This window comes from Sorangium sp. So ce119 (assembly GCF_051524405.1).
Classification (GTDB): domain Bacteria; phylum Myxococcota_A; class Polyangia; order Polyangiales; family Polyangiaceae; genus Sorangium; species Sorangium cellulosum_G.
The window spans coordinates 1,819,979-1,838,078 of the sequence record NZ_CP150310.1 but is presented as its reverse complement, the minus strand read 5'-3'; the positions used below and the strand labels follow the sequence as shown (position 1 = coordinate 1,838,078).

Annotated in this window: 17 protein-coding genes; 9 read left to right on the top strand and 8 right to left on the bottom strand. The window is 70.0% G+C overall.

The genetic code is table 11. The features are described 5' to 3' along the window. Positions 1-64: 64 nt before the first annotated feature. Positions 65-1,570, bottom strand: a complete 1,506-nt coding sequence (locus WME76_RS07300; protein WP_437959459.1) for an FAD-dependent oxidoreductase — start codon at positions 1,568-1,570, stop codon at positions 65-67. Positions 1,571-1,615: 45 nt separating this feature from the next. On the opposite strand from WME76_RS07300, the gene WME76_RS07295 reads away from it, so the two are divergent. The 6 genes from WME76_RS07295 (at position 1,616) to WME76_RS07270 (ending at position 8,697) form a co-directional block, all read left to right on the top strand. Beyond that, positions 1,616-2,134 (top strand): MarR family winged helix-turn-helix transcriptional regulator, encoded by a 519-nt coding sequence (locus tag WME76_RS07295; RefSeq protein ID WP_437959458.1) that lies wholly within the window; start codon positions 1,616-1,618, stop codon positions 2,132-2,134. A 232-nt stretch (positions 2,135-2,366) separates the two neighbouring features. Then, positions 2,367-4,067: a DUF2330 domain-containing protein gene (locus tag WME76_RS07290; protein ID WP_437959457.1), complete on the top strand. Its 1,701-nt coding sequence runs from the start codon at positions 2,367-2,369 to the stop codon at positions 4,065-4,067. Positions 4,068-4,078: 11 nt separating this feature from the next. Further along, a complete protein-coding gene (locus WME76_RS07285; RefSeq protein ID WP_437959456.1) occupies positions 4,079-4,567 on the top strand; it encodes a hypothetical protein in 489 nt (162 codons plus the stop codon). 90 nt (positions 4,568-4,657) lie between these two features. Then, a complete protein-coding gene (locus WME76_RS07280; protein ID WP_437959455.1) occupies positions 4,658-5,023 on the top strand; it encodes a PhzF family phenazine biosynthesis protein in 366 nt (121 codons plus the stop codon). 443 nt (positions 5,024-5,466) lie between these two features. Then, positions 5,467-6,570, top strand: coding sequence for a hypothetical protein (locus WME76_RS07275; protein WP_437959454.1), 1,104 nt, complete (start codon positions 5,467-5,469; stop codon positions 6,568-6,570). Positions 6,571-6,828: 258 nt separating this feature from the next. After that, a complete protein-coding gene (locus WME76_RS07270) occupies positions 6,829-8,697 on the top strand; it encodes a c-type cytochrome (protein ID WP_437959453.1) in 1,869 nt (622 codons plus the stop codon). Positions 8,698-8,815: 118 nt separating this feature from the next. Here the strand turns inward: WME76_RS07270 and WME76_RS07265 are convergent, their stop codons facing one another. From WME76_RS07265 to WME76_RS07240, 6 genes are all read right to left on the bottom strand, one after another. Next, positions 8,816-10,057: a peptide-N-glycosidase F-related protein gene (locus WME76_RS07265; protein WP_437959452.1), complete on the bottom strand. Its 1,242-nt coding sequence runs from the start codon at positions 10,055-10,057 to the stop codon at positions 8,816-8,818. Positions 10,058-10,171: 114 nt separating this feature from the next. Continuing rightward, positions 10,172-10,531: a DUF6223 family protein gene (locus tag WME76_RS07260; protein WP_437962085.1), complete on the bottom strand. Its 360-nt coding sequence runs from the start codon at positions 10,529-10,531 to the stop codon at positions 10,172-10,174. A gap of 214 nt (positions 10,532-10,745) precedes the next feature. Beyond that, positions 10,746-11,627 (bottom strand): DUF6597 domain-containing transcriptional factor, encoded by an 882-nt coding sequence (locus WME76_RS07255; RefSeq protein ID WP_437959451.1) that lies wholly within the window; start codon positions 11,625-11,627, stop codon positions 10,746-10,748. Between the two features lie 104 nt (positions 11,628-11,731). Then, the gene (locus tag WME76_RS07250) at positions 11,732-12,217 is read right to left on the bottom strand and encodes an SRPBCC family protein (protein ID WP_437959450.1); all 486 of its coding nucleotides are present in this window, start codon (positions 12,215-12,217) and stop codon (positions 11,732-11,734) included. After that, the gene (locus WME76_RS07245) at positions 12,214-12,564 is read right to left on the bottom strand and encodes an ArsR/SmtB family transcription factor (RefSeq protein WP_433935367.1); all 351 of its coding nucleotides are present in this window, start codon (positions 12,562-12,564) and stop codon (positions 12,214-12,216) included. The genes WME76_RS07250 and WME76_RS07245 overlap by 4 nt, the downstream gene beginning before the upstream one ends. An 82-nt stretch (positions 12,565-12,646) precedes the next feature. After that, positions 12,647-14,149, bottom strand: coding sequence for a PLP-dependent aminotransferase family protein (locus WME76_RS07240; RefSeq protein ID WP_437959449.1), 1,503 nt, complete (start codon positions 14,147-14,149; stop codon positions 12,647-12,649). A gap of 64 nt (positions 14,150-14,213) precedes the next feature. Between WME76_RS07240 and WME76_RS07235 the strand changes: the two genes are divergently transcribed. Together WME76_RS07235 and WME76_RS07230 are read left to right on the top strand one after the other, a co-directional pair. After that, positions 14,214-14,711, top strand: a complete 498-nt coding sequence (locus WME76_RS07235; protein WP_437959448.1) for a cupin domain-containing protein — start codon at positions 14,214-14,216, stop codon at positions 14,709-14,711. After that, complete coding sequence (locus WME76_RS07230) at positions 14,708-15,601, top strand: dihydrodipicolinate synthase family protein (RefSeq protein WP_437959447.1); 894 nt, start codon at positions 14,708-14,710, stop codon at positions 15,599-15,601. The genes WME76_RS07235 and WME76_RS07230 overlap by 4 nt, the downstream gene beginning before the upstream one ends. A 116-nt stretch (positions 15,602-15,717) precedes the next feature. Here WME76_RS07230 and WME76_RS07225 read toward each other — a convergent pair whose 3' ends face one another. Beyond that, positions 15,718-16,683, bottom strand: a complete 966-nt coding sequence (locus tag WME76_RS07225) for a hypothetical protein (protein WP_437959446.1) — start codon at positions 16,681-16,683, stop codon at positions 15,718-15,720. Positions 16,684-16,888: 205 nt separating this feature from the next. Between WME76_RS07225 and WME76_RS07220 the strand changes: the two genes are divergently transcribed. After that, the gene (locus tag WME76_RS07220) at positions 16,889-18,064 is read left to right on the top strand and encodes an MFS transporter (protein WP_437959445.1); all 1,176 of its coding nucleotides are present in this window, start codon (positions 16,889-16,891) and stop codon (positions 18,062-18,064) included. Positions 18,065-18,100: the final 36 nt, after the last annotated feature.

The window sequence follows — 18,100 nt, the reverse complement described above, 5'->3', positions numbered from 1 at the left end:
CCTTTGCGTTGAAATCTCTATCCGGATCCATGGCCGGACTCCTGGAGGGCGGAACTGGTCCTTGTCATCCGTGTGATGGGAGGCCGACGCTGGCGAGGTAGCCTTCCAGAGCCGGTGCATGATCGGACGACACGATGGCGCCGATATATCCGTCCGGCCGGACGAGCACCCAGTCGCCGGGCGACACGCCGTAGGCAGCGCGGAGATGACCGCCATCATCAACGATGTCGCCGTGCGGCCCGACGGCGTGGATGTGGAGCCCGGGGCGCGGCTCGACGGCCGAGAGCCGGTCCAGCCCGTAACCCAGCAAGGTCCAGTGCGGCCCCTGGAAGAGCTTGAAGAGCCGTGTCGGCATCCCCGCCACGCCGCGGACGGGGGCGTCCGGCGCTCGGTCGCCCGCGAGGATGCCGCCGCTGCGCTCCGGCGTATTCATGGCCAGCGACGACTCCGGGTATCCCAGATCGAGCTGATGCACCTCGCGCCCGCGGCGCATGACGCCTCGCTTCGCCGCCTCCAGCAGCTTCGTCGCCAGGCCGAGCATCCCCGCGGCGATCGGCCGGCGCTCCTCCTCGTAGGTCGCGAGCAGCGCCTCCGGCGCGCCTCCCAGGACGGCGGCGAGCTTCCAGCCGAGGTTGTAGGCGTCCTGCACGCTCGTATTGAGGCCCTGCCCACCCGTCGGCGGGTGGATATGCGCGGCGTCGCCGGCGAGGAAGACGCGCCCGTCCCGGTAACGGTCGGCGAGGCGCGCGTTCATGGTGTAGGCCGAGGCCCACGAGACCGAGCGGATCACGATGTCGCCCCGGCCCGTGCGGCCCGCGACCATCGAGGTGAGGCCTTCCGCGGAGAGATCGACATCGCCCTCCAGAGGGATCGGCGCCTGCAGCTGGAACATGTCGGTGCCGGCGAGCGGGCACAGCGACATCCGCGTTTCCATCGATGCTGCGTTGAATTGATGCCAGGCGGCCCTGCTGAGCCCATCCAGGACGACGTCGGCGACGACGGCGCGCACCCCCAGGGTCTTGCCGGGAAAGCCGATCGCGAGCGCGTGCCGTACGACGCTGCGGCCGCCGTCCGCTCCGACGAGATAGCGGGCGCGGACGGTCTCCTCGCCCGTCGGGCCTGCGATGCGGGCGTCGACGCCCTCGCCATCCTGCTCGAAGCTCTTCAGCTCGCGGCCGAACTCCGGGTAGCTCCCGAGCTCCGCCAGGCGCTCGCGCATCGCGGCCTCGGTCAGGAACTGGGGCACGAGGAGCGCCAGACGATAGGGCTCGCCTGGCGTCGGGTCCTGAGGCTCCATGATCTGCGACTCCTCGTAGCCTCCGTCGTCGCGATACTCCCGCTGGGGTGGGTACAGGCCGCCGGCCGCGACGACGCGGTCGAGGATGCCCAGATCCTCGAACACCTCCTGGCTGCGCGGCTGGATCCCCTTGCCGCGCGAGCCGGGAAACGGCCCGTCCAGCCTGTCGATGATCCGGAACGCGACGCCCCGGCGGGCGAGCTCGATGGCCAGGGTCAACCCAGCAGCACCTGCGCCAACGATCAGGACGTCGGTCGAAAAATGTGATTCCACGGCGAGCTCCGATATTTCTTGAACTGCGTTTCAGATATGTGTACTATGCATATAGTTACGCCCGCCGAAGCGTCAAGAGAATTTGTGCAAAATACACGGACTACAAAAAAGAAGCTCCGCGAGCTCCACGGAGCCATGGTCGATCTGATGGCGCTCATGAATCAGCCGCAGCGCGATCAGGCGCTGCTCGCGGAGGCGGGCGTCTCCCTGGATCGAGCCCTCTTTCCGCTGCTGGTGGGGATCGAGCGCTACGGGCCGATCGGCGTGGTCGAGCTCTCGGAGCGAGCCGGGCGCGATTACACGACCGTCAGCCGCCAGGTCGCGAAGCTCGAGAGCCTGGGGCTGATCGAACGTCGGCCAAGCCCAACCGATCGTCGCATCCATGAGGCGGTGATCACCGACAAGGGGCGGCAGATGACGGACGCACTGGACGCCGCGCGTCAGAGGATCGCGGCCCCCATCCTCGCCAGGTGGAGTGAGGAAGACTTCAGCGACCTGGTGCGCCTGATGCGCCGGTTCGTGGACGACTTGATGTCGACGTCGAGCGGAACGGACAGGACCTGAGGGGCAGGTCACGCTCCTCCTCGACGGGGTGTCGCCTGGGAGCGGACGCCGGTGGCGGCCAGCGGCCGGCTTGCATTTGCGGGTTCGCGACAGGTAGCTTGATGGAGCCGCGGGCGCCCAACCTGGGTCGGTCTCCCGCGGCCTCGTGCCCAGGAATCGCCTTGCTTTCGATCGTGGCACTGGGTTTGCCTGGGGGCGTTCGCCCGGCCGGCGGGCGAGGAGGTTGTGGACGATGCGCAAGCTGTGGGCGGCTACGGTGATGGCGGCGGTGGCGCTGACGACAGCGCCACGACCCGCCGAGGCGTGCGGCGGATTCTTCTGCGGACGACAGCCGGTGGACCAGACCGCGGAGCGGATCTTGTTCGCGACGAACCAGGACGGCTCGGTCACGATGGTGACGCAGATCCAGTATGCGGGCGCGGCGCCGGACTTCGCCTGGGTGATTCCGCTCGCCGAGGTGCCGGCGGCGGGCAGCCTCGATGTGTTCCCGCAGCTCGCGCTCACCGCCCTCGATGCAGCGACGGGCCCGCAGTTCCAGTGGCCCAACGACCCGAGCTGCTCCCCCCCCGTGTTCGACAGCGCGGGGCCCACCGCCGGCGGCGGCGGCGTCGATGACGGCGGCGTCACGGTGCACCTCCGGGAAGAGGTCGGGCCGTACGACGTGGCCGTGATCGAGTCGACCGATCCCGCGGCGCTCGTCGACTGGCTTCGTGACAACGGGTTCCGCGTCAATGACGCGATGGCGCCGTACATCCGCATCTACACGAGCGAGGGGATGAAGTTCCTCGCGCTGCGGCTCCAGCCGGACGCCGAGGTCAGCGACATCCAGCCGTTCCGCTTCACGCTTCCGTCGGGGTCGCCTTCGATCCCGATCCGGCTGACGGCGATCGCGGCCGAGCCGGAGATGGGCATCACCGTGATGATCCTCGGCGACCGTCGCTACGGGCCGGCCAACTGGCCGGACGTCGAGATCGACGACGACCAGATCGTCTGGAGGCCGTACGAGTGGCCGCTGCAGACGAACTGGACGGCGCTCGTCGCGCGCGGCGTCGACGAGGCCGGCGGCCGCGGCTTCGTCACGGAGATGAGCGGACCGACGGCCAGCATCGCCGAGCAGGTCCGCAACACGATGAGCTCGGACGAGGCGCAGGTGGCCGCGCGCGACGCGCTGCTGCCGCTCCTGGAGGGCAACGCGACGATCACCCGGCTCTATACCCGCCTGTCGCCCGAGGAGATGACCGTCGATCCGATCTTCCGGCGCACCGACGGTCCCGAGGTATCGAACGTCCGCGTGCTCCCGCGGTACGTCGAAGGCCGCGACCTGTGCGTGGCCGCTCCGGGCGGCGAGTCTGCCGCCGCGTCGCCGTGCGACTTCGCGGCGTGCGGCGCAGGCGGCCTGTGCCGCGTCGTCGAGGTGGAAGGCGGCGCCCAGCCTGTGGCCGCCTGCGCGTGCGTGCCGGGGACGACCGCGCGCACCACGTTCGATCCGTCGGGTCGGCCGACGGTGACCTGCCAGGACCTCCGCATGTCGTTCCTCAACCCGGGTGACCGGGCGCTTCCGGACGCGCCGCCGCTCGCGGATCCCTGTGCGACGTTCGATTGCGGTCCGAACGGCGAGTGCGTGCCCATGAACATGACGCCGACCTGCCGCTGTTCGACGGGCTATGTGGCGGTCGGCGCCATCGCCGCCGACGGCAGCCGGGAGACGACCTGCGTGCTCCCCGACGAGCCCGTCCCCGCGTCCTTCTACGACGGGCGCGTCCCGCAGCTGCCCGATTCGCTGCCGGGCGGCCGACCTGTCGACGTGCCGCCGCCCGCCGTCGAGGCCACCTCGGGAGGCTGCAGCGCCGGCGGCCATGCTGGCAGCGCCGGCGGCCTCGGCGGCGCGCTGCTCGGGCTGCTGTTGGCCGTGCGCCGCCGCCGGCGCGCGTAGGAGTCGCCGCCGTGGCCTGCTCGACGTCCGCCGCCGGTCTCGTCGTGCTCCTCGCGCTCGCCCCTGGCTGCGCCGGCGGGGACGAGCCGCCGGCGCCGGGCGTCGCCGAGCTCGGCACCGGCGAGTGGCAGTTCGAGCCGCTGGCCGACGGCCAGGAGGTCGAGCTCGCCCACGGCGCGCAGGGCGGCTGGCACCTGTGGACCAGCGTCCGGACGCTCGGCCTGGAGCCCGAGGGCGTCGAGCTCGAGGTCACGACGACCGTGATCGGCGACCCCTCCTCGGCGACGACCAGCCGGGGGAGGATCGAGCTCACGGAGCTCGAGGACGGCCGGTGCGAGTTCATCGGATGGCCGGCCGTGCTCGGCGAGCCAGCTTGTGCCATCGGCCAAGCGCTCCGGATCAGGGGGGTGGTGACCGACGCGCGAGGCACGGTCGCGATCGGCGAGCGGCAGGTGCGCCCCCGATGGAACAGCGACGAAGCATGTGCTGGGCGGCCGTAGAACATCGATCACGTTGAACGAGCGAGAAATGAACCGCCAAGAACGCCAAGAACGCCAAGAAGAGAACAATATCTTGGCGTCTTTGGCGCCTTGGCGGTTCGAAGCTCTGCTCTTTCGAGCGGTTTCAAGCTGCTTGTCGCTCTAGCGCTGTCGCCGGACATCGCTGCGATTGGGCGCATGGACCGCGCAGGGGTCGTGGTGACCGCGCTCGGCGACGCGCCGTACGATTTCGTCAGCCGCTACTTCGCGCCGGCCAAGGGGATCCCGGAAGATCCCGTCACAGGCGGCGCACATTGTGCACTGACGCCGTACTGGGCTGGGCGACTGAACAAGACGGCATTCTTCGCGTTCCAGGCTTCCAGGCGAGGCGGAGAACTTGTCTGCCGGCTGGTCGACGGCCGTGTCGAGCTGGAGGGCGCGTGTGTCTTTTATCTCGAAGGCAAGGTAGCGATCTGAAACCCATCACCCGCACGATCCTGGACGACGGCGTGCTGTCGCCAGAGGACGTGGGCCGGGCGCTGGGCGGCCCGAGCAGCCGGCCGATCGCCGAAGCGCGCTGTATCAAAAAATACTCGCCACACCACCATCCTGTGGCGTGAGGCGGTCGAGCGGGCGGACGGGGCAGGCCACAACAAATTCATTTGAAGGATCGATCCCCGTCGCGGCATCAAGAGCACCGAACAGAAGCTCCCGCTGCCAGGCAGCCAATGTCGGTCGCACCGCATCGTTGGTCCTCGTCGCCCTGTGTCCGTAGGATCCTCGGCGCGCCCAGCGCTGCACCCGACGTCGGCCGCCTGGCTCCGTCCGGTCTTGTCCGGCGATCCATTTCGACGGAGTTCAATATGAAATTTTACACCATTCTTGCTTCGTCAGTTCTCCTTTCGGCGTGCATGGGACAGATGGATGACGTCTCCACCGATGGGACGGGCGGCAATTCCGCCGCAACCCTCGGAGGCGCTGCCGATGGCGCGCCGCTCTCGGGGGATCGCCCGCCGACGCGCGAGGAGGCGGAAGCGATCCTCGATCGCGTTGTCGCGCTCTACCAGGACCACGCCGCGGCCGCGAATCCGGCGGGTACCCACAAGATCTCGTGGAGACTCGACTGGGACAGCGATGCGGTCAGCGCCCATGTGCTGCTCAAGCCCGGGGAGGACTGGACGATCGAGGTGAGCAAGGGATACCTCACGGTCGCGAGCATGACGACGGAGGTGTTCGCGCTCACGATGTGCCACGAGATGGGGCACTTCATCGGCGGGTTCCCGTTCAAGACCTCCCGCAGCGGGGACAGCACCGGCGCGCTGGGCACGTCGGTCTCCTCCGAGGGGCAGTCCGACTACTTCGCCACAAAGGATTGCTTGCCGCGGCTGTGGGCGAATGAAACCGAGGCCAACGCCGCGGCGTTCGCCGCGCTCGACCCTTCCGCGCGCGAGCGTTGCACCGCGGCCTACAGCGACCTCGCGAGCCAGCAGCTCTGCGGCCGGATCCTGCTCGCCAGCCTGCAGACGGGGCGGTTCTACGAGGAGCAGGACGTGCTGCAGGCTCCCAGGGAGCTCGTCTACCCGCGGTTCGACACACCGGACACGACCGAGGCCGCGGTGACGAAGGAGGGCCATCCTGCGCCCCAGTGCCGCCTCGACACGCTGGTGGCGGGAGCCGTGTGCAGCGTGAAGGCGACGGGGACCGGGATCCCGGGGTTCGTGCCGCCGTACGCCGAGTACAGCGACGCGAGCGAGGAAGCAGCGCGCCCGTTCGCGTGCCAGACCGGCCCCGGGGCTCGACCGAGGTGCTGGTTCCAGCCGGACACCGTGGCCACCGACTGCTCCGAGCTCGGTGAGCACACGTGCGTCGTCAACGACGACGGGGCACATGGGGTCCGGTACTGCGACACGACGTCCGGTGTGGACTACTACTGGTGCTTCGCGGACGAGGTGTGCAAGACGAGCAGAGACGGTTTCTCGGACTGCTATGCTCCCGATGTCGATCCCGACGAGGGATCTCCCTGAAGCGAGGTCGACGCCGCGTGTGAAACGGCGGCGACACTGGGCCTTCTGGCGTATACAATTTGCGTCTTCCGGCGCGAGCCAGGCTGCCGGATAGAGCACCTCGGGCGGCGATGGTGAGCCCACCTGGACGGACGCGCCTCCGGCGGGGCCCGCGAGCACAGGGGTTCCGCCCTCATTTCGAGGAGATCCGTCGTCCGGAGCGCGAGGCCACGACCCGGGCAGCTTCCTTGCATGGCGGCGCCGTCTGCAGGAGGTACGATGAACGCTCGAACCGGGGCGCGGCTCGCCGCGCTCGCCGCCGTGTTTGCGACCGTCGCCGGGTGCACGCTGTACGATTACTCCGACCCCTTGGAAGAATTCGAGTATCCGGAGGGCGGCTCGTGGACAGGTCCGCCCCCCCGTGTCTCTGCGGTGCCGCCTCCCCCGGTGAGCGGCGGAACGCTCCTCGTGACCGCCGACAACACGCTGGCCGTCGCTGCGGATCCGGATCGCGACAGGATATCGATCATCGACCTCTTCGACGACGAGGTCCACATTCTCCCTCTGGAGAAGGGCGACGAGCCAGGGCGCGTGGCCGAGGGGCCCCTTGGCGTCGCTCATGTGGCGCTCCGCCGGGGGGGCGCGGTGGTCACGATCGACCTGGCGACCAGGGAGGTGCACCGCAGGCCCGTCTGCCCCGCGCCTCGCGGGCTCGCCCACGACGCCTCGACAGGCCTGCTCCACGTGGCCTGCGCGGGCGGCGAGCTCGTGACGCTCTCCTCCGACGTCGAGGCCCCGCCCGTCCGCGAGCTTCGCCTGGACCGCGACCTGCGCGACGTCATCGTCCAGGGGGACTCGCTCCTGGTGAGCCGTTTCCGGTCCGCCGAGCTCCTTGTCGTCGCGAAGGACGGGACGGTGGCCGAGCGCATCAAGCCGCCTGTCTTCTTTCATTCCGCCCCCAGGGCGAACAGCGGCGTCGAGCTCGAGTTCATGCCGGGGGTGGCGTGGAGGACGCTCTCGCTGCCCGGGGGCGGCGTCGCCATGGTGCACCAGCGCGGCGTCGTCAACCCCATCGACGATACGCAGCCCGGAAGCTATTACGGCAAGAATTGTCAACAGAGGATACTCCACTCGGCGGTGACCGTGATGCGCCCGCGTCCCGGCGAACCCGGATCGCCGCCCACCCCTTCAAGGTCCGACGTGGGCGGCATCGGGACGGGCGTGCTCCCGGTCGACATCGCTGTATCGCCGGATGGGCTCAACGCCGCGATCCTGCAGGCGGGCAGCAAGAGCGTGCTCGAGACGCCGCTCGTGACGCTCGAGCGGCGCGACGCGTTCGACACCTGCTCGGCCTCCGCTGACCAGCGTGTGCTCGACGTCGAGATGAGCGGCGATCCCATCGCCGTCGGCTACGACGCAGAGGGAAACCTGCTCGTGCAGCTCCGACAGCCGCCGGGCATCGTGCGCCTCTCGGCCCTGAGCGGCAAGCCGATCAACCTGATCGAGATTCCTGGCGAGAGCCGGCTCGACGACGCCCATTACTTCTTTCATCATGGCGACTGGTCGCAGACCTTGACCTTGGCGTGCGCTTCCTGCCACCCGGAGGGGCACGAGGACGGCCGGGGCTGGCACTTCGCGTCCACCGGGTGGCGCCGCACGCAGACGGTCGCAGGCGGCGTGCTCGCGACGGCGCCGCTGCACTGGGGGGGGGAGCTGGCGGACTTCGGCGCCCTCGTCGAGGAGGTGTTCCAGCGACGGATGGGCGGCTTTTCCCAGTTCCCCGAGGAGGTCGCGGCGTACGCGGCGTGGATCGACACAATCGAGCACTTGCCCCGGTCGAAGCCGGCGGACGAGGCCGCCGTCGCGCGCGGCGAGGTGCTCTTCAACGACCCGACCCTGGCGTGCGCCACGTGCCATTCCGGAGAGCGGCTGACGAACGGCGAGACCATGGACGTGGGCACGGGCAAGCCCTACCAGGTGCCGTCGCTGCGCGGGCTCGCGGCGCGGGCCCCCTACATGCACGACGGCTGCGCCGCGACGCTCCACGACCGCTTCGAGCCGTGCGGCGGGGGCGACCTGCACGGCGTCACCTCGGCGCTCACGCCGGCCGACATCGACGATCTGGTCGCGTACCTGGAGACGCTCTGACCTCGAAGCGCACGCGCGCGGCGCCGCCCGGCGACGGCGCCCGTGCGCAAGGCACCTGCCATCGAGCCCGTCAACGCGCGTCGCGACACGCGTCGTCGAGAACGCCAAAGGGACGCATTCACCGAGCCTGCACGTAGAGCGAGAACGGGAAATTGCCCTCCCCGCCGACGAAGGTCGCGTCAGGGACGTCGATCACGAATTCGTGCATGCCGGCGCTCGCGGCCCCCCACGGGACGATCCGGGTGTCGATCACGTCGCCAGGGCACCAGTTGCTGAACGACTGCCACTCCTCGTCCGACCGCGGGGAGAGCCCGTAGATGCCGTTGCTCTGGGTATTGTACTTGCGAAACGGCTCGCACGACGCGCGCCCGGGCTTGTACTGCAAGGCGAGCTTGCCGTCGACGTAGGCGTAATGCTCGCGGCGAACATACTCCTCGCCGCCCTGGTTGGCGCCGTGGTTCGACGTGATCAACACGAGCTGCGCGTTCTGTGTATCTGCCGGCAACGCGAACCTGACGGTCTTGCGGGTCGTGCCGATCTTGTCGCTGGCGCCCATGGCATAATTGTTTAAATCTTCGCCGATCGCCAGCGGCAACAGGACGCTGAAGTCCTGGGCCTCCTGCGTGCTGTCGGTGTACAAAAGCAGCGATCCGAGCTGCGTGTCATTGCGACCAGCGCAACCGGCGACCTCGTCGTTTGCGGCGTAAGGCACGCCGAAGATGCTCAATTCGAACCAGACATCGTGATCGGCCAGGAGGTCGGCGTCTCTCAAGATCGGCACGAGGTTGCTGGCCTCCCATTCGTAGGGGACCGTCGTCGGCTGCCTGTTCATGTCCATGAACGGCGTGACGAACCGAGCGACCTCGATCCGGTCGACCTCGCCGGGATCGTAGGTCTGGGCCCCCTTGGGGACCAGCGCCAGGTTGACCGAGCCGAGTCGGTCGTAGTTGTCGCACAGCGCTCCCACGACCACGCGGATCTTCAGCGCGGTCTGGACCTTGGCGAGCAGCTCGTCGGTCAGCCTGGTCGCAACGAGCGAGTTGTTGTGGCGGATCACGCCGTCCGGGATCGGTTCGTCGACCGTCGCGGCGTAGCCGTCGTAGAATGCGACGTTCTCCAGCACCGGGACCTCCTCGGGTTCCGGGAGCGGCACCTCGCTGCTGCCGTCACCGCCGCCACTGCCGTCACTGCCGCCGGTGCCGCCGGTGCCCGCGCTGGTCCCGCTCACTGCGCTCGTGCTCCCGGTGCTCTCGGAGGTCCCCGTGCCTCCGCCGGCGCCCACGTCAGAGCCCTGTTCCTTCGTGCACGCGGCGAGCAGGGCCAACGGACAGAAGTAGGGGATCGCGCGGCGCAGGTTCATTCGTCGAACCTATCAGATCGCCGACTCGATGTCGCGATGGCGCGGCGGCCCCACCACGCCCAGGTGGGTGGTGTCCTGTTCAGGGCGCTCGGCCTTCACGATAGCTTCCCGGGATCAGCCGCTGCGGGGGGAGCGGGCCAGTGCCAGCCGACCGAGGACCACCCCGATCAGCCCCAGCGCCAGGGCCACGATGGCCCCGCCTCGCCCATTGCCGGTGCCGACACCACCGGTGGAGGTGGCGAGGTGCAGCCCGGCGAGGAGCATGCCGATCACGCCCAGCACCAGGGCCACGATGGCCCCGTCACGCCCGTTGCCGGCGCCGATACGACCGGCGGAGCGGGCCAGCGCCAGCCCACCGACGGCCACGCCGATCAGCGCCACCACCGCGGCCACGGTGGCCCCGGCTCGCCCGGAGCCGGTGCCGATGACCCCTTGCGCGGCCGCCGGCGCGGCAAGCCCGACCCCCCCGAGCAGGGCGGCCGCGGCCGCGAAGCGCTTCCCTGCCCCGTTCACCCTGACGGTGTCGCGCGGCCGTGCGGCCGCCCGCGGGGCTGCTTTGCACTTGTTCCCGGGATCGCCGACCTTCGTGTCAACCTGGAGCGAGCGTTGCGTCATGACCCAGGTGTACGACCGTCGGGCAACCCGGTCTTGGACGAATTGGAAGCGGCCCGGCGCAGAGCCTTCGCGGTCATCGGATCAGGACACCTCGAGGTCGCGCGTGGCGCCGGCCCCTTCCCCGCGCCCCCTCCGGCGCGGCTGACGCGGCGATGGCGATGTGGTGCAACTTGACGCGTTCGCGGGACGACTGGGCGACGAGCGCGGTCGGCGAATCACCGGCGAGGGCCACGAACTCGCGGATGAGGTGCGACTGATCGCAGAACCCCGACGCGGCGGCGAGCCGGGCCCAGTCCGGCTCGCGCTCCCTCTCGGCCCACGAAAGCGCCCGCCGAAAGCGGGTGATCCGGGCGAAGGCCTTCGGGGCGAGGCCGGTCTCGGCGGTGAACACGTCGATGAGCCGGCGGTGGCTGATGCCGAGCGTGGCCGCGACGTCGGCGACGCGCCTCTCGCCTCCCTCGAGCGCCGCGATCGCGTGCGGCACCAGGGGATGACCTGGGCGCGCATGCGCCAGGCGTTCGAGCAGCGCGCGCTCGAGCAGCGCGAAGCGAGCGCGCGGCTCCGGCGCCGCGCACAGGCGCTCGCGGAGCTCCGCCGCTCGGTGCCCCCAGAGCTCCTCGAGGTCGACGTGCGTGTCGGTCAGCGCGCCGGGCGGCGCGCCGAGGAACGGCCACGCGCCGCCGGGGCGGAAGTGGACGCCGACCATCGACGCGTGCTCGCGTGTGTCGACGCCGAAGGCGGACTGGTACGCGCCCGACACGACGGCGCCGGCGTGGCGGCGAACGGCGGGGCCGTCGTGGGTGCGAAGCTCGTCCTGGTCGAGGTTGACGACCAGCTGGAGGGTGCCGGAGGGCAGGATGCGCTCGGCCGCGCGGGGCGGAGCAGCCGAAAGGCACCAGAGCTCGGCGACGTACGCCGAGAGCGGCGGACCCGGCACGTGGCGGACATACAGCACGTGGACATCATGGCCGACGATCACATCGCCGGCCACACCGCTGCGCGGCGCTCGCCCGCGCCGGCGAGCCTCTCGGCCGGGTGGAGCGTCCCGCGGCGGAACGCTCACTTCATGTAGCGTCTGTCGAGCTTGCCGAGCTGGCTGGTGAAGCCGGCTCTCTGCATCTCCGTGGTCTGCGGATCGTGCAACGCGTGAAGCGTCACGGTCATGTGCGCGCCGTGCGGCAGCGGGGTGAAGAGGACCTCGATGTGGCTCTCGTAGGCCTCGACGCCCGGGAGAAAGTCGATGACGCTCGTGATGGTGAGCGCCTTCTGCGGCGAGAAGGCGCTGAAGCGGGCGCGCACCTCGTGGGACGTCGGCTGCCCGCCGCGCTTCATGGCCTCGATCATCTCCTGGGAGTCGGCGATCATCGTGTAATGGAGGAGCCCGTTCTCCTTCGGCTCGATCGCGTGGACCTCGACCCGGAATCCCTCGGGACCCCACCAGGATTCGAAGCCGTCCTTGGTCGCCCAGAGCTCCCAGAGCTCCGAGACCGAGGCCGGGTAGGTGCGTTCGATGAGGATGCTGGCTTTATTGGCTATCGCGTTCATTCACTTCGTCCTTTCTTGGTCCCGCTCTTCCGCGCCGTTCGTCTCGCCTCGAGCGCCTCGCCGAACCGATCCAGGCGCTTCTCCCAGAGCGACCGGTAGCGCCCCACCCAGTCGTCGAGCTGCCGGAAAGGCTCCGGGCGCAGCGAATAGAGGCGCCTCGTGCCCTCCGCCCGCACCGCGACGAACCCGGCCTCCCCGAGGATCCGCAGATGGCGCGAGACGCCGGACTGCTGGATCGAGACGATCTCGACGAGCTCACCGACCGCGCGCTCGCCGTCGAGCAGCGCCTCCACGAGGAGACGCCGCGTCGGGTCGGCCAGCACTTCGAACAACTCCGAGCTGGGCATGGGCGGAGTATGCATGATCGTGTATATTCACGCAAGTGAATATTATCGCGCGCCGGGGCCCTCGGCGCCGCGCCCGGCGGCCTCACCGCCGGCGCTTCGCCACCTCGCTCCTGGAAGCGTCGGGCGAGAGACACGCCTCCAGCGCGTCGCAGATCCTCGACAGCTCCTCGCTCGTGTGGGCCGCGAAGCCGAATCGAAACGCGGGTACGGACCCGGCCGCGACGTGCGCAGACCCCGGCGTGAGGGCCAGGCTGCGCGCGAGCGCGCGCTCGACGAGCTCTTCGGACGTCACGCCGCGCAGGCGCATCCAGAGCGCCAGTCCCCCGCCGGGCGGGTCGCAGGCGATCGCGGCGCGCAAGGGCGACCTCGACGCGAACTGCTCCAACAGGTGGTCACGGCGCTGCCGGTAGAGCTGCCGGGCGCGCCGCGCGTGACGCTGGACCTCGCCGTCCTCGATGAGCTCGGCCACGGCGCGCTCGAGGACGACGTCCCCCTGACGATCGAGCAGCTCGCGCACCGCTCTCAGGCGCGCGACAACGGACCTGTCCGCGATGATGTATCCGAGCCGGATGGCCGGGGCGATGAGCTTCGAGAGCGAGGCGATGTAGATGCAGCGCGACGAGAGGTCCTTGGTCGCGGAGAGGGGCAAGAGCGGCGCGCCCTCGAAGTGATACTCGTAGTCGTAGTCGTCCTCCACGATGTAGAGCCGGAACGACTCGCAGATCCGCCGCAGGTGCATTCGACGCTCGGCGGACATCGCGACGGTCGTGGGGTATTGATGGTGCGGCGTCACGTACACCGCCTTGAGGCGCCCCTTGAGCCTCCTGGCGTGCGCCTCCAGCTCATCCGTCCGAAGGCCGTCGGCGTCGACGGGCACATGGACGACCTCGGCCCGAGCGAGCTGGAACGCGCGCCAGGCTGGCGCGTAGCCGGGGTGCTCCGCGGCGACGACGTCTCCGGGCTCCAGCATCGCCAGCGCGAACAGGCTCAGCGCGCCCTGGCTGCCGCGCGTCAGGACGACCTCCTCCGAGGAGCACGAGAGCCCGCGAGCGTGATTGACGAAGCCCGCAAGGACATCCCTGAGCACGGGATCGCCGGCAGCGTCTCCGTAGCCGAGGCCCGTCCGGGCCAGCGATCGGAGGGCGCGCCGCTGGGCGCGCGCGACAGCGTCCACGGGCGCGATCCGGGCGTCTGGAACCCCGTCGCTCACCGCGATCACGGCGGCGCCCCGCTGGACGAGCGCCGTCTCGACGGAGCGGCGGCCCTCGGCGTCGGCGACAGCGAGCGTCGGCAGGTTGAGCGCGACCCGGGTGCCGCGGGCGGGCAGCGCCTCGAGCCACCCCTGGGCCACCAGGTCGCCGACGGCGGCGACGACGACCTTCCTGTTGACGTTGAGCTGGTCTGCGAGCGTCCGGCTGCCCGGAAGCGTTGAACCCGGCAGGAGTCGTCCGCGCTGGATCTCCTGCACGATCGCGCGGCTCAGCTGCGTTTGCCGCGGCACCGACGCGCCGCCGTCGAGCACCAGATCGAAGCGCCAGGGCCGACCAGCTGGACCCGTCGATATGTTCGTTCTGGAGCCTTTCATGGGTCCAGCTTCGCGCTATTCCTTTTCCTGCGCAAGGCGCTCTTCGCGCCGACAGGGAGCAGAGATGAGCGATCGATTCCATTCAGCAGACTTCGACAAGACGCCGCCGCGGCCTCGCGCGGTGATGCCAGAGAAGCTCGCGCACCCCGCGGTCGAGTCCGCCGGGCATCGCGGCGACTACTCGAGAAAGAGGAAGCACGCGGTCTTCTTCGTGGACGTCCCGTCCCACGCGATCAGCATGACCATCGGCTGGCTCGAGCCGGGGCAATCCTCGAATCGGCATCGGCACACGTACGAGACCATCCTCTACGTCCTCGAGGGAGAGGGCTACTCGTACGTGGGCGGGAAGCGCCTCGACTGGAAGCAGGGGGACGCGATCTACGTCCCGGTGTGGGCCTGGCACAACCACGTCAACACCGGCGCGAGGCGGGCGCGCTACCTCGCCTGCGAGAACGCGCCGATGCTGCAGAACATGGGAGGGGTCGCGCTGCGCGAAGAGGTGCCAGACCGGGGTGACCAGCTCTTCGACAGCGACCACGAGGCGGAAGGCGGCGCGCGATGACCTCCTCTCTCCGTGGGATCGTCGCTTACCCCATCACGCCGTTCACCGAAGCCGGGCGCGTCGACGAACAGCTCCTCGGCCGCATCGTCGACGACATGCTCGCCGCGGGCGTCCATGCGATCGCGCCGCTGGGCAGCACCGGGGTGTTGCCCTACCTGTCGGACGAGGAGCGCGAGGCCGTCACCGATCTCGTCGTCAAGCGCGTGGCGGGCCGGGCTCCGACGCTGGTCGGCGTGTCGAGCCTCACCACGGAGCGGACCGTGCATCACGCGAAGTACGCGGAGAGGGCTGGCGCCACCGCGGTGATGATCCTCCCGATGAGCTACTGGAAGCTCTCGGACAGGGAGATCGTGGCGCATTTCGAGACCGTCGCGAAGGCCATCTCCATCCCCATCGCCGTGTACAACAACCCTGCGACGGGCGGCCTCGACCTGAGCCCCGACACGATCGCGCGGCTGCTGCGCATCCCGAACGTCACGATGGTGAAGGAGAGCACCGGAGACGTGAACCGGATGCACCGGCTCGTGCAGCTCTGCGGTGACCAGGTTGCCTTCTACAACGGAAGCAATCCGCTCGCGCTCGCCGCGCTCGTGGCCGGGGCCCGCGGCTGGTGCACGGCTGCCCCGCACGTCATTCCTCGCCTCAACGTCGAGCTCTACGACGCGGTGACGCGTGGCGACCTCGACGCCGCTCGGCGTTCCTTCTACCGCCAGCTTCCTTTCCTTCAGTTCATCGTCGCGCACGGCCTGCCGCGAGCCATCTCGGCGGCCCTCGAGCTGATGGGCCATCGGGTCGGGCCGCTGCGGGCCCCGCTGCAGCCCCTCGAGAGGGAGCGGGTCGAGGAGCTTCGACGGATCCTCGTCGATCTCGCCGTGCTGCCATCCGCCTGACGCCCTCTTCGCGGTGAGCGCTGCTCGCCGGCGAGGGTCGAGGACGTCGTCAGGCGCCACGCCCGACGTCGCCGACGCGATCGCGGTGTACAGCACCAGCCCGGGCGAGGGCGGGCTCACGGGGGCGCATCGCCGCAATACGTGGCGGTGTAATCGCCATCGATCTCGCCGTTGTCATAGGGCGGCTCCCCCCAGTCGAGCTTCACGGAGACGGAGCTCGCGTCGCTGCTCACGATCTCGAGCGTCTTCTCCCACTTTCCCGACTCGAGGGTAGTGCCGGTGCTCCAGACCTTCCACGCCCCCGAGCCGGGGCTGTCGCCGATGCTCCCGGCGTAGGGGGGCTTCCAGAAGCCGTGATACATGCCGATGCGATCGTCCCTGAGATCGATGAGGCCGGGTTGATTGAGCTCGGGCGGGATGACGAGGATCACCTGCCAGAAATAGCGCGGGTCTGCGCCCGGGTCCGCCGGCAACTCGGTCAAGGGCCGGAGCACCGGCTGGCTGCACTCCTGGACGGATTCGCTGAAGGCGAGCACGAGCGCGTCGGGATGCGGCGGGGGGTCCAAGAGGTACGATGAGAACTCCGTGAAGAATGTTGGAGCGACCACGGGCGGCAGCGGCCAGTCGCCGGCGCGCATTGCGAGGGCGTTGGGGGATGGCGGGGGCGGCTCCTCTTCCGCCGACTGAGGCTCCACGGGAACGAGCACGATCGGGTCGCACCCGCCGTTCATCATCGTCACCGCCCCGATGGCCGTGATCCAGCGCTTCATTCGATTCCCTCCAGGCATGTTCCTGAGGTGAAGTCCTCCGACGGGGCCGCCGCGGCTCATCGAAAACGACCAACCTCGACGCCCGTCGGGCGCCCCGCTGGGCGCGCGCCGGCGGCGTGGGCGCGCGCCGGCGGCGTGGGCGCGCGCCGGCGGCGTAGGCGCGCGCCAGCTGATGCGGAAGATGGTGTCGCGGCGGATCGGGTCGCCGGCGCCGAGCGCCTTCGCGCCGATCGTATCGACGTGCACCTCGCCGCGCCGGCTGACCAGCGTGACCAACCCCGGCACCTCGGCGCGCTCGACATGGCCGGCCATGACGTGGCCGCCTGCCTCGGATGGTGACGCGCAGGGGCTGACAGTCCAGCAGACACAACAGATCCGCGCATCGAAGGGGCCGTCTTCGCTCCGGTGGCGGGCGGGCGGAAAAGATGTAATGTCGCCGGAACATGCATCTCATGCATCCGTCGAGGAAGACACGTCGATCCAGGGCATGCGGGGCGTTTGAGGAGAGGTCGCCCGCGTGCCGCCGCTCCTGATCCTCACCTACGTGGGGTTCGTGAGCCTCGGCCTGCCCGACGCGGTGCTCGGGGTCGCGTGGCCCTCGCTGCGCGCCGCGTTCGCGCTCCCGCAGAGCGCGCTCGGCGCGCTCCTGGTCGGGACGGGCGTCGGGTATTTCTCGTCCAGCGTCGCGGCGGGGAAGCTGGTGGACCGGCTCGGCGTGGGCAAGCTGCTGACGCTCAGCAGCGGGCTCATCACGGTCGCCATGCTCGGTTACGCGACGACGCCGGCCTGGCCGCTGCTGATCCTCTGCGGGCTGATCGCCGGGCTCGGCTCGGGCGCGATCGACGCAGGGCTCAACACCTATGCGGCGAGCAACTTCTCCGCCCGCCACGTGAACTGGCTGCACGCCTGCTACTGCGTCGGCGCGGCGCTCGGGCCGCTCATCGCGACGGCGGCGCTCGCGATCACCGGCTCATGGCGCTCGGGCTACGCGATCATCGGCGCGATCATGCTGCTCCTGACCACGGCCTTTGCCGTGGTCAAGGGAGCGTTCCGCGCGCGGGCGGCGGCCGCCGGAGGCCCGCAGGAGGCGCCGGGCGTCCCCGTCCCGCTCGCCGCGGCGCTGCGGCAGCGCCGCGTGTGGCTGCAGATCGCGGTGTTCTTCCTCTACACGGGCCTCGAGTTGATACTCGGGCAGTGGAGCTTCACGCTCAACACCGAGGCGCGCGGCGTCGCGGCGGAGACGGCCGGGGTGTGGGCGAGCGCCTACTGGGGCAGCATCGGCGTCGGGCGCGTCGTGCTCGGCATGGCGATCGATCGGGTGGGCGCGGACCGGCTCCTGCGCATGGCCACGCTGACGGCGCTGCTCGGAACCGTGCTGTTCGCGGTCGGCCCGGCCTGGCCAGGGGCCGCGGGGCTCATGCTGGCGGGGCTCGGCCTCGCGCCGATCTACCCGACGTTGATGTCCCGCACCCCGGCTCGGCTCGGCCCTCATACCGCGCACGCGATCGGGTTCCAGGCGAGCGCGGCCATGGTCGGCGGCGCGGTCCTGCCGAGCCTCGGCGGCGTGCTCGCCGCGCATGTGGGGCTCCCGTCGATCGGGACGCTCGCGGTGGTCACGGCCGCGGGCCTGTGGCTGCTGCACGAGGTGCTGCTCCGGTCGACGCCCCCTCAGGGCACGAGCGACGTCGCGTAGGCGCTGCGCGAGCGCCACAGAGGCCGCTTGCCACCC